The organism is Xenorhabdus santafensis, assembly GCF_033949405.1.
GTDB classification, from domain to species: Bacteria; Pseudomonadota; Gammaproteobacteria; order Enterobacterales; family Enterobacteriaceae; genus Xenorhabdus; species Xenorhabdus santafensis.
In genome coordinates this window covers 1-11,854 of record NZ_VCDN01000069.1, presented here as the reverse complement: position 1 = coordinate 11,854, position 11,854 = coordinate 1, and the positions used below count along the sequence as shown (strand labels likewise).

12 protein-coding genes are annotated in these 11,854 nt (G+C 44.3%); 11 read left to right on the top strand and 1 reads right to left on the bottom strand.

What is annotated here, in order from left to right; all coding sequences use genetic code 11:
• Positions 1-302 precede the first annotated feature (302 nt).
• Both FE392_RS16000 and FE392_RS15995 read left to right on the top strand, forming a co-directional pair.
• Complete coding sequence (locus tag FE392_RS16000; protein WP_319931208.1) at positions 303-605, top strand: type II toxin-antitoxin system HigB family toxin; 303 nt, start codon at positions 303-305, stop codon at positions 603-605.
• 3 nt (positions 606-608) lie between these two features.
• The gene (locus FE392_RS15995; RefSeq protein ID WP_319931207.1) at positions 609-983 is read left to right on the top strand and encodes a helix-turn-helix domain-containing protein; all 375 of its coding nucleotides are present in this window, start codon (positions 609-611) and stop codon (positions 981-983) included.
• Positions 984-1,054: 71 nt separating this feature from the next.
• Here FE392_RS15995 and ubiF read toward each other — a convergent pair whose 3' ends face one another.
• Entirely contained in the window at positions 1,055-2,251 is a 1,197-nt protein-coding gene (gene ubiF, locus FE392_RS15990; RefSeq protein WP_439153500.1) for a 3-demethoxyubiquinol 3-hydroxylase, read from the bottom strand.
• A gap of 194 nt (positions 2,252-2,445) precedes the next feature.
• Here ubiF and miaB point away from each other — a divergent pair, with 194 nt between their 5' ends.
• The 9 genes from miaB (at position 2,446) to FE392_RS15945 (ending at position 11,607) form a co-directional block, all read left to right on the top strand.
• Entirely contained in the window at positions 2,446-3,876 is a 1,431-nt protein-coding gene (gene miaB, locus FE392_RS15985) for a tRNA (N6-isopentenyl adenosine(37)-C2)-methylthiotransferase MiaB (RefSeq protein ID WP_319931206.1), read from the top strand.
• A 93-nt stretch (positions 3,877-3,969) separates the two neighbouring features.
• Positions 3,970-4,947 carry a PhoH family protein gene (locus FE392_RS15980; RefSeq protein WP_439153501.1) on the top strand — a complete coding sequence of 326 codons (978 nt, stop codon included), beginning with the start codon at positions 3,970-3,972 and terminating at the stop codon, positions 4,945-4,947.
• Positions 4,944-5,411 (top strand): rRNA maturation RNase YbeY, encoded by a 468-nt coding sequence (gene ybeY / locus FE392_RS15975; protein WP_319931204.1) that lies wholly within the window; start codon positions 4,944-4,946, stop codon positions 5,409-5,411. Before FE392_RS15980 ends, ybeY begins: the two co-directional genes overlap by 4 nt.
• A gap of 70 nt (positions 5,412-5,481) precedes the next feature.
• Entirely contained in the window at positions 5,482-6,360 is an 879-nt protein-coding gene (gene corC, locus FE392_RS15970) for a CNNM family magnesium/cobalt transport protein CorC (protein WP_319931203.1), read from the top strand.
• Positions 6,361-6,370: 10 nt separating this feature from the next.
• Positions 6,371-7,900 (top strand): apolipoprotein N-acyltransferase, encoded by a 1,530-nt coding sequence (lnt, locus tag FE392_RS15965; RefSeq protein WP_319931202.1) that lies wholly within the window; start codon positions 6,371-6,373, stop codon positions 7,898-7,900.
• 523 nt (positions 7,901-8,423) lie between these two features.
• Positions 8,424-9,311 (top strand): amino acid ABC transporter substrate-binding protein, encoded by an 888-nt coding sequence (locus tag FE392_RS15960; RefSeq protein WP_439153499.1) that lies wholly within the window; start codon positions 8,424-8,426, stop codon positions 9,309-9,311.
• A 153-nt stretch (positions 9,312-9,464) separates the two neighbouring features.
• Positions 9,465-10,205, top strand: coding sequence for an amino acid ABC transporter permease (locus FE392_RS15955; protein WP_319931201.1), 741 nt, complete (start codon positions 9,465-9,467; stop codon positions 10,203-10,205).
• A 2-nt stretch (positions 10,206-10,207) separates the two neighbouring features.
• Positions 10,208-10,882, top strand: a complete 675-nt coding sequence (gltK, locus tag FE392_RS15950) for a glutamate/aspartate ABC transporter permease GltK (RefSeq protein WP_319931200.1) — start codon at positions 10,208-10,210, stop codon at positions 10,880-10,882.
• Entirely contained in the window at positions 10,882-11,607 is a 726-nt protein-coding gene (locus FE392_RS15945; RefSeq protein ID WP_319931199.1) for an amino acid ABC transporter ATP-binding protein, read from the top strand. Before gltK ends, FE392_RS15945 begins: the two co-directional genes overlap by 1 nt.
• Positions 11,608-11,854: the final 247 nt, after the last annotated feature.

Sequence of the window (11,854 nt, the reverse complement as noted above, 5' to 3'; positions counted from 1 at the left end):
ATCGCCAAGCGGTAAGGCACCGGATTCTGATTCCGGCATTCCCAGGTTCGAATCCTGGTACCCCAGCCAAGTTCTAGAAAAATAGATGATGTATAAGGCCACCAAAGGGTGGTTTTTTTTGTTTTTCCTACTATAAAAACGCGCCATTATTGACGGCGATCTCCCAACTCCCCCATACTTTTCAATCACCAATAATCCCATTTATAAGATAACCGCCAAGACAATTATCCTTAATTAAATGTAATGGTGCAAAAATCATACTATCGCTTGCATTAGTCCCAATACGGGACTAGCATGGGCTTATGAAAATAATATCCGTTGCATCATTGAAAGCATTTTGGGAGAAATACCCTGATGCAGAACAACCATTGAAAGCATGGTTTGACGGAGCTAAAAAAGCTTCTTGGAAAACACCTGCTGAAATTAAAGCACAATACCGCAATGCAAGCATCTTGAAAAATAACCGCGTGGTATTCAATATTAAAGGAAACGACTATCGGCTTATAGTTTCTATCTTTTATCCCGCAGGCTGGGTGTATGTTAAATTCATTGGCACACACAAACAGTACGATGCAATAGATGCCAACACCATTGAACCGGAGTGAAGAATGAACATTAAACCCATTAGAACAGAGCAAGATTATCAAAATGCGTTAAAAACCATTGCACCACTGTTTGAAAATCAACCTGAAATTGGAACTTCTGAATTTGATTATATGGAAATTATGGTGCTGCTAATAGAAGCTTATGAAGCGGAACATTACCCAATTGATCCACCAGATCCTATTGAAGCGATTAAATACAAAATGGAGCAATCAGGATTAACAGTTAAAGATTTGGAACCCGCCATTGGTAAGTCCAATCGTGTTTATGAAATTCTCAATCGTAAGCGTAACTTGACATTACCTATGATCCGAAATCTACATAATATGTTTGGGATTCCCGCAAATATTCTTATCAAACCAACAAAATTAGCCCCATAAGGGGCTAATTATTCCGAATGATACTCATCCATTCATAAACAAAATTGTTGCCTGATAATAGAAGTAATCAATCACAATCCCAGAGCATATTTCAGTGCAAGGTTTTTCATTGCGCCTGAGCGCTGTGCTGCCATCAACGCTAAATTTCGTACTGTTTTCAAGCCCGGCAAATCATTACTGAACGCCGTATGGAAAAGATCCATTCCCGCCTGCATCACCAAATTATCCGGCATTCTACGGCGCTGGTAACGCTGCAAGACCGCCAGAGAATCCCACTCTTCCAGCAATTCCCTGGCATCAGTTAATACTTTGAGTAAAACATCCACATCCCGATAACCTAAATTTACTCCCTGCCCCGCCAAAGGGTTTATGGTATGCGCAGCATCTCCCAACAAAACCAGCCCTTCTTGTACATAGCGGTTGGCATGATGGCGAGCCAATGGGAATGAACCTGCAGCGATTGGTGTGACTTTACCGAGGCGGGCAGGAAATGCCTGAAAAATCTCCTGCTCAAGTTGAGGCATTGTCATTGCCTGCAATTGGCGAATGCGGGCAGGAGAATCGTACCAAACCAATGAAGCCCATTGATCAAACAACGGCAAGAACGCTCTGGGGCCAGACGGGAAAAATTGTTGCCATGTTGTATCTTGTTGGGGCTGGTCAGTCTTGACTGTTATCAGCATGCACGATTGCCGATACTGCCATCCCTTACTGCCAATGCCTGCCAATTGACGAACTTGGGAACGCGCACCGTCCGCGCCAATAATCAAGCGCGTATCAATTTCAGTACCATCTGCCAGTGTTACCAGCCATGTTTTATTCTGATGTTGACGCTGCATAGACTGCAATGTTGCAGGGCAAAATAGCGTCAAATTTGGATAGCGAGGGATTTCTTGCCACAATGCCAATTGCAAGACACGGTTTTCAAGCATATACCCTAATTCCGGCAATCCCAGGCTTTCAGCATCGAAAATAACATTAGAATCGTTTTGTTCCCACGTTTCCAATTTCCGATAAGGAGCGCTGCGCATCTGTTGCACATTTTTCCACACGCCCAATTGTTTCAATAAATCAACAGAAGCACAGCTAATTGCAGATATACGAACATCCGGCTCACTGCCCGCATCGTAAGGTGCAGGAGACTGATGCTCCAACAAGGCAACTCGCCAACCTTCCTGTGCCAATCCCAACGCTATCGCGGCGCCAATCATGCCTGCGCCCACGACAACGATATCGAATTTCTGTTGTGGATTATTCATATTCATCATGCCATTAACTTATTGATTAAAATAGTTTACCGGAATTTTCACTTTCCGGCTGTGAATATCCGGTGTTACAGTCTGGTCACTGGTGCCTCAAATGACTACAATAGCCGACAATATTATGCTAAATACACTATGTGCAATATGTTGCGCTTTTCAGTGTTGATGCATCATTCCACTGGAAACACCGGATACACAAAATGTCGACGATAAAAAAACTGTACATCAAAACTTGGGGCTGTCAGATGAATGAATACGATTCATCCAAGATGGCCGACCTACTGGAAACCACTCACGGTTATCAGTTAACCGATGTCGCCGAAGAAGCAGATATCTTACTCTTGAATACTTGTTCAATCCGTGAAAAAGCTCAGGAAAAAGTCTTTCACCAACTTGGCCGCTGGAAAGGTTTGAAAGATAAAAATCCAGAAATCATTATTGGCGTAGGTGGCTGTGTTGCTTCTCAGGAAGGAGATTACATCCGCCAGCGCGCACCTAGCGTTGATATTATTTTCGGGCCGCAAACCCTGCACCGCCTGCCTGAAATGATTAATCATGTAAAAGGCACCCACAGCCCGGTCGTTGATATCAGTTTCCCTGAAATAGAAAAATTCGACCGCCTGCCAGAGCCTCGCGCCGATGGCCCAACCGCATTCGTTTCTATCATGGAAGGCTGTAATAAATACTGCACATTCTGTGTTGTACCTTACACTCGTGGGGAAGAAGTCAGCCGTCCTTGTGACGATATTTTGTTTGAAATAGCTCAACTGGCTGCACAAGGCGTACGTGAAGTTAATTTACTGGGTCAAAACGTGAATGCTTACCGTGGCGAAACGTTTGATGGGGATATCTGTACATTCGCGGAGCTGTTGCGTCTGGTTGCCGCTATTGACGGCATTGACCGAGTTCGCTTTACCACCAGCCACCCAATTGAATTCACAGACGATATTATCGCTGTTTACGAAGATACCCCGGAATTGGTCAGCTACCTGCACTTGCCTGTCCAGAGTGGTTCTGACCGTATTCTGACGCTGATGAAACGTGCCCATACCGCTTTGGAATATAAAGGGATTATCCGTCGCTTACGCAAGGCCCGCCCAGGTATTCTGATTAGTTCGGATTTCATCATCGGCTTCCCGGGAGAAACTCAGGAAGATTTCGAAAAAACCATGAAGCTTATTGCTGATGTCAACTTTGACATGAGCTTCAGCTTTATTTATTCGGCACGTCCGGGAACTCCTGCAGCAGATTTACCGGATGATGTAGATGAAGAAGAGAAAAAACAACGCCTATACTTATTGCAGCAACGTATTAATCAACAGGCTATGAGCTTCAGCCGTGCAATGCTTGGCAGCATCCAGCGCATCTTAGTTGAAGGCCCGTCCCGTAAAAATATCATGGAGCTTTCTGGCCGTACTGAAAATAACCGCGTGGTTAATTTTGAAGGTACACCGGACATGATTGGTAAATTCGTTGATGTCGAAATTGTTGACGTATACGCTAATTCCCTGCGTGGCAAGGTTATCCGTACTGAAGATGAAATGGATCTGCGTATCCATGAGTCACCTGAATCAGTCATTGCCCGTACCCGCAAGGAAGATGAAATCGGCGTTGGATTTTATCAGCCTTAATCGGCCCTAATATAGAGATAATCAGTGACACAAATAAACCCACAAGTAGCAACACAAGAAATCTTTCTGGAACCTGCGGACAATGAACGTCTAATGAGTCTGTGTGGACCGCTTGATGATAACTTGAAACAACTTGAGCGTCGCTTGGGGATAGAAATTAACCGCCGCGACAATCGTTTCAAACTGGTAGGCAAACCATTGTGTGTTAGCGCAGCTACTGGAATTCTGCGTCACCTTTATGTCGAAACAGCGCCTGTACGCGGAGTGATACCTGATATTGAACCAGAACAGGTTCATTTATCCATCACTGAAAGCCGCGTACTGGAGCAAGCAGCAGAAAGTGTGCCTGAGTATGGCAAGGCCGTGAATATCAAAACCAAACGGGGGGTTATTAAACCCCGCACCCCGAATCAGGCCCAATACATTGCCAATATCCTCACTCACGATATCACATTCGGTATCGGGCCTGCGGGAACCGGGAAAACCTATTTAGCCGTTGCTGCCGCTGTTGATGCACTGGAACGTCAGGAAATACGCCGCATTTTGCTGACTCGCCCCGCCGTTGAAGCGGGTGAAAAATTGGGTTTCCTGCCAGGTGATTTAAGCCAGAAAGTCGATCCTTACTTACGCCCGCTTTACGATGCCTTATTTGAAATGTTGGGTTTCGAAAAAGTTGAGAAGCTTATCGAAAGAAACGTCATTGAAGTGGCTCCATTGGCTTATATGCGTGGACGTACGCTCAACGATGCCTTTATCATTCTCGATGAAAGCCAAAATACCACCATCGAACAGATGAAAATGTTTTTGACCCGCATTGGCTTTAATTCCCAAGCGGTCATTACCGGTGATGTCACCCAGATTGACCTGCCAAGAGGTCAGAAATCAGGTCTGAGTCACGCCATCGAAGTGCTGTCTGATGTAGATGAATTGAGCTTTAACTTCTTGCATAGTGAAGATGTTGTCCGCCATCCGGTCGTTGCAAGAGTGGTTATCGCCTATGAAGAATGGGAAGCCGCAGAACAAGCGCGTAAACAAGCTCTAAATGAAAAACGCAGACAGGAAGCACAATGAGTTCAGTCATATTAGATTTGCAAGTTGCATGTGAAAATCCAGAAGGGCTTCCTGAAGAAGCCCTTTTCCAGCGCTGGCTGGAAGGTGTTTTGCCACAATTTCAGGCAGAAAGTGAAGTGACAATTCGTTTAGTCGATGAGGCAGAAAGCCACGATTTAAACCTCACTTATCGCGGGAAAGATAAGCCCACTAATGTGCTATCCTTTCCATTTGAAGCACCACCTGAAGTCGAATTACCTTTGCTCGGTGATTTAATCATCTGCCGCCAGGTTGTTGAAAAAGAGTCAGAAGAGCAACAAAAAACCGTCGAAGAACACTGGGCGCATATGGTTGTTCACGGTAGCCTCCATCTTCTTGGTTATGACCATATAGAAGATGATGAAGCAGAAGAAATGGAGTCTCTGGAAACGGAGATCTTACAAAAAATGGGTTATCCTGATCCGTATCTGATAGAAAAAGAATAACCACTGCTGACAATTTTATGTTAAACATTACAGTCTATGATTTTATATGGGGAATTTTAATTAAAACGCCATGAGCGACGACCATCCTTCAAGTAACGATAGCCCTGGCCCTAAGAAAGGCTTCTTTGCGCTTCTTAATCAGCTTTTTCACGGTGAACCGAAAAACCGTGATGATTTGGTTGAACTGATCCGTGATTCTGAGCAGAACGACCTTATTGACCCAGATACCCGAGAGATGCTCGAAGGTGTGATGGATATTGCTGATCAACGCGTGCGTGACATTATGATCCCACGCTCACAGATCGTTACCTTAAAACGCAATCAATCTCTGGACGAATGTCTGGATGTTATTATCGACTCGGCCCATTCGCGCTTTCCTGTGATCAGTGAAGATAAAGATCATATTGAAGGTATATTGATGGCAAAAGATCTCCTGCCATTCATGCGAACCAACACAGAACCTTTCAGCATTGATAAAGTGCTTCGTCAGGCTGTTGTAGTGCCGGAAAGTAAACGTGTTGACCGTCTGCTGAAAGAATTTCGTTCACAACGCTATCATATGGCGATTGTTATCGACGAATTTGGCGGAGTTTCCGGGCTGGTCACAATCGAGGATATTCTTGAACTGATTGTGGGTGAAATAGAGGACGAATACGATGATGATGAAGATAACGATATTCGTACATTAAGCCGTCACTCTTATTCAGTGCGGGCATTGACCCAAATTGAGGATTTCAACGATACTTTTGGTACCAGTTTCAGCGATGAAGAAGTTGATACTATTGGTGGGTTAGTCATGCAGGCATTTGGTCATCTGCCTTCCCGCGGAGAATCCATTGCTATTGATGGCTACCTTTTCAAAGTGGCAATGTCTGATAGCCGTAAAATCATTCAGGTTCATGTAAAAATACCGGATGACGCTGAAGTTCCTAGTCTAGATAAACAATAATAGGATTTGGATGAACAAAGCATCATTGACAAGTTGCCAGCGGCTACGTGCCTTGCTGGCACTTTTATTCGGAGCCAGTGGAACGCTGGCTTTTTCACCTTTTGATTTCTGGCCTGCTGCACTTGTTTCTCTGTTTGGCCTGCAAATCCTGACCTTAAACAGAACATCCCGTCAGGCTTTCATCATTGGCTTGTGTTGGGGGCTTGGGCTATTTGGCAGTGGGACAAATTGGGTTTATGTCAGCATTGCTGGCTTCGGGGGAATGCCAACCGCCGTTAACATTTTTTTGGTCATCCTGCTATCTGCCTATCTTGCTCTTTATCCCGCGCTATTTGCTGGCTTACTCAATCGTTTTTTCCCGTCCGCCAATATTAACAGGCTAGTGATTGCCAGCCCCGCCTTATGGCAATTGACTGAATTCTTGCGTGGCTGGGTATTAACCGGATTCCCATGGTTACAATTCGGCTATAGCCAAATTGACGGCCCGATGAAAACTGTAGCCCCTATATTGGGTGTAGAAGGGATTACCTTCCTGCTGATGATGATCAGTGGTCTACTGGTTTTTGCCGTATCTCAGAAGAAAATTTCATCGGCCATTCTCGCCGTTGCCCTGCTCCTGTTGCCGTGGCCAATGCAACACTACCATTGGTATACACTAGAGCCGGAAAAAACGACGGATATCGCCTTGGTTCAAGGCAATATTCCTCAATCCCTAAAATGGGACCCCTCGGTCCTTAGCACAACGCTGGACATCTATCTGGACAACAGCCGGCCTTTTATTGGTAAGGCACCGATCATCATCTGGCCAGAATCGGCCATTCCCGATTATGAATACAATCAGAAAGATTTCCTCGCCAAACTGGATACCTTACTGAGACAACACCATACCAGCCTGATTACCGGTATTGTCGATGCCCGACCGACGCTGGAAGGTTATCAGTTTTATAACAGCATTATCGTGCTGGGTGAGCAAACGCCTTATCAATACCCAGACCTTATCCGCTACGATAAACATCATCTTGTGCCATTTGGCGAATTTGTGCCGCTGGAATCAATACTTCGCCCGTTGGCTCCTTTTTTTAACCTGCCGATGTCATCTATGAGTCGCGGTAATTATATTCAGCCTCAACTTTCGGTTGCCGGGCACAATATTACTGCGGCTATCTGCTATGAAATTATTTTGGGTGAACAGGTGCGCGATAATTTCAAGCCAGACACGGAATTTTTACTCACCATTTCGAATGATGCCTGGTTCGGGCGCTCCATTGGCCCATGGCAGCATTTCCAAATGGCCCGGATGCGCGCTCTGGAATTAGGCCGCCCTTTACTGAGGGGAACCAATAACGGCATCACGGCAGTCATTAAACCTGATGGCACAATCCAAGCTGAAATTCCGCAATTTACCCGGCAAGTCTTGGCAGCCAAAGTGACTCCAGCCACCGGGGTAACACCTTATTTCCGTTTTGGTAATTGGCCGATATGGGGAGCGACAGTACTGTTTCTCATTTTTGCTTTTATAAGAAAACGCAATAGAATTTGACTGGCATAGAATTTAACTTGTCATGTTCTTGTACCTGTTGAAGGGCACTATTTCATCCAATCAGGACATAATTAAAATGCCCTGATTGGATTTATTCTTTCGTATCTTTTTACTTTTTCACATTGCATATCTTTTATACACCTTACAGAAACACTCCCCTCTGCGACGACGACAGTTGCATCTGATATCAATAAAAATCAAATATTTCAGAATATAAAATCGCAATAACGTAAAAACGCAAAATAAGCAGCTAAAAAGCTCGAACTGTGAACAGAGTTCGATATTGCGCCCTTTTGACCTCATATAAATGGAATTGTTTATTTATAGTGCGATACAGGTCGCGAAACTGAAACATTGTTGTTTCAAAAAATCAACATAATGAATTATTTTTTCACAGTGTATAAACATTAGTGTTTAAGAAAACGTTTCTATAACTGGGATAGTGTGAGCTATAAGCTTAGAAACATAAATAATTACAAGCAAATCCGATTTCGTAAAAAATACCCAAAGAAAGGAGCTGTATATGCGTAAGTTGATGTTAACAATGATGTTGCTTAGCGCGGTAGGAGCTGCCCATGCTGAGGAGTTAACTGGAACATTAAAAAAAGTTAAAGACAATGGCGTCATTGTTGTTGGTCATAGAGAATCGTCAGTACCATTCTCTTACTATGACAATCAACAAAACGTTGTTGGTTATTCTCAAGATTATTCCAATCTGATTGTTGATGCCGTCAAGAAAAAACTGGACATGCCTAACCTGCAAGTCAAGTTGATCCCCATTACCTCTCAAAATCGCATTCCCTTATTACAAAATGGTACGTTCGACTTTGAGTGCGGTTCAACCACAAATAACCTTGAACGTCAAAAACAAGCGGCATTCTCCAATACTATTTTTTCTGTCGGAACTCGCCTGTTGACCAATAAAGATTCTGGCGTCAAAGGATTTGATGATCTGGCCGGAAAAAATGTTGTCGTCACTTCAGGTACAACTTCCGAGGTTCTGCTCAATAAACTCAATGATGAGAAAAACATGAAAATGCGCATCATCAGCGCAAAAGATCATGGGGATTCATTCCGCACGCTGGAATCAGGACGCGCCGTGGCCTTTATGATGGATGACGCATTACTTGCAGGAGAACGCGCAAAAGCGAAGAAACCCGATCAGTGGATCATTGTAGGCAAACCACAATCACAAGAAGCATACGGTTGTATGCTGCGTAAAGATGATCCCCAATTCAAAAAACTGATTGATGACACCATCGTAAAAGTACAAACCTCCGGTGAAGCAGAAAAAATGTTTGATCATTGGTTCAAGGAGCCGATTCCACCTAAGAATCTGAACCTGAACTTCTCCATGTCAGATGAAATGAAAGCGTTGTTCAAATCACCAAACGATAAAGCTTTGGATTAAGCAACAAACTGAACACTCTAATTTTATTGGCGTTACGGGTATGAGGTAGTCGTTCCCTACCTCATTTTTTTAACTCATTTTTTGACTTAATGAATAACAACGAATGGATCGTTTTTAGGCGTTATAGCCAACCCCATTTCAGGGAGCACGGTTATGTCTGTTGATTGGAATTGGGGCATCTTTTTACAAGCAGCCCCTTTTGGTAATACCACCTATTTGGGGTGGATAATTTCTGGATTTGAAGTAACAGTTGCGCTTTCCATCTGTGCTTGGCTCATCGCACTTGTTGTCGGCTCGCTGTTTGGTATATTGCGGACTGTCCCGAATAGGTTTCTTTCTGGGCTTGGCGCCTGCTATGTTGAATTATTTCGCAACGTCCCTCTCATCGTCCAGTTTTTTACATGGTATCTGGTGGTTCCCGAATTTTTGCCCAAGGACATAAGTAATTGGTTCAAAATGGAGCTGGACCCCAATATTCAGTTTTTTGTCTCCTCGGTCATCTGTCTGGGATTATTCACTGCTGCCCGCGTCTGTGAACAGGTTCGTGCAGCAATACAATCACTCCCCAGAGGACAAAAAGCCGCAGGATTGGCGATGGGATTAACCTTACCACAAACCTATCGTTATATTCTGTTGCCAAACGCTTACCGCGTGATTATTCCCCCAATGACCTCAGAAATGCTCAACTTGGTCAAAAACTCCGCCATTGCTTCCACCATTGGTCTGGTTGACATGGCCGCCCAAGCAGGAAAATTGCTGGATTATTCAGCACACGCCTATGAGTCATTCACCGCAATCACATTGGCTTATGTGGGTATCAATCTCGTTATCATGTTAGCTATGACCCTGCTTGAGAAAAAACTGCGTTTGCCGGGCAATATGGGAGGACGATAAAGATGTATCAGTTTGACTGGAGTTCGATAATTCCTAGCCTGCCCTTTCTCCTGAATGGATTGGTAGTCACGCTTAAAATCACGGGTATCGCCATTGTCATTGGGATCCTCTGGGGGACAGTGCTGGCGATGATGCGCCTCTCATCCCTCAAGGTATTGAGCTGGTTTGCTGCCCTGTATGTCAACCTCTTCCGCTCAGTCCCTTTGGTGATGGTATTGCTGTGGTTTTACCTCATCGTGCCTAACTTATTACAAAACATTCTAGGCATATCCCCCAAGACCGACATTCGTTTAATTTCCGCAATGGTGGCGTTTTCACTCTTTGAAGCCGCTTATTATTCCGAAATCATTCGGGCTGGCATTCAGAGCATTTCCCGTGGTCAATCATCTGCTTCACTGGCACTGGGTATGACGCATATGCAAAGTATGCGTTTGATAATCCTGCCACAAGCATTCCGGGCAATGACACCATTGTTGCTGACACAGGGTATAGTATTATTCCAAGATACATCTTTAGTATATGTGCTGAGTCTGGCGGATTTTTTCCGGACAGCAACAAATATTGGCGAGCGTGACGGTACTCAGGTTGAGATGGTTCTGTTTGCTGGCCTTGTTTATTTTGTGATTAGTTTTGCCGCGTCTATGCTGGTTAACTATTTGAAGAAAAGGACTGTTTGATGATTTCCCTGAAAAATGTATCCAAGTGGTATGGTCAATTTCAGGTTCTGACCGACTGCTCGACTGAAGTCAAAAAAGGCGAAGTAGTTGTTGTCTGTGGGCCTTCTGGATCCGGCAAGTCTACATTGATAAAAACAGTCAATGGCCTTGAGCCTGTCCAACAGGGTGAAATTCTGGTAAATGACATAAAAGTCAATGACAAGAGCACAAATTTGGCACAATTGCGCTCTAAGGTAGGAATGGTATTCCAACATTTCGAGCTGTTCCCTCACCTCTCTATCATCGAGAATCTGACTTTGGCGCAAGTTAAAGTACTAAAGCGCGATAAGCATGCGGCCACCGAAAAGGCCCTGAAACTGTTGGAGCGGGTAGGGCTGTCGAGTCATGCCGATAAATTCCCTTCACAACTTTCTGGTGGTCAGCAACAACGTGTCGCCATCGCCCGCGCACTTTGTATGGATCCTATCGCCATGTTGTTTGATGAGCCCACTTCTGCACTCGATCCTGAAATGATCAATGAAGTGCTGGACGTAATGGTTGAACTGGCAAATGAAGGCATGACCATGATGGTCGTAACCCATGAAATGGGATTTGCCAAAAAAGTGGCACATCGGGTTATTTTCATGGATGAAGGAAAAATTGTCGAAGACAGTAAAAAAGAAGATTTCTTCGCTCATCCAAAATCAGAACGCGCCCGGGATTTTCTGGCAAAAATTCTGCACTAATCTTCTTCGTCGGCGGATGGCTACGTGGCCGCCGACCTTAAATTTCCTCAAAAATAAATAATTTTCAGCATTCCGGCTTTAACAAGAGTTGTTGCGCCAGTCCCTTATCAGCTATGCTATGGAGTCTCAAATTTCATATACGCAATGGATTTCAAGTTGCATCGCGGCGGCAAGGGAATTCATCCCCAGGGAACATAGATAACCGTATGTTTATAAAAACGGTGACTGGGGTGAATGAGTGCAGCCA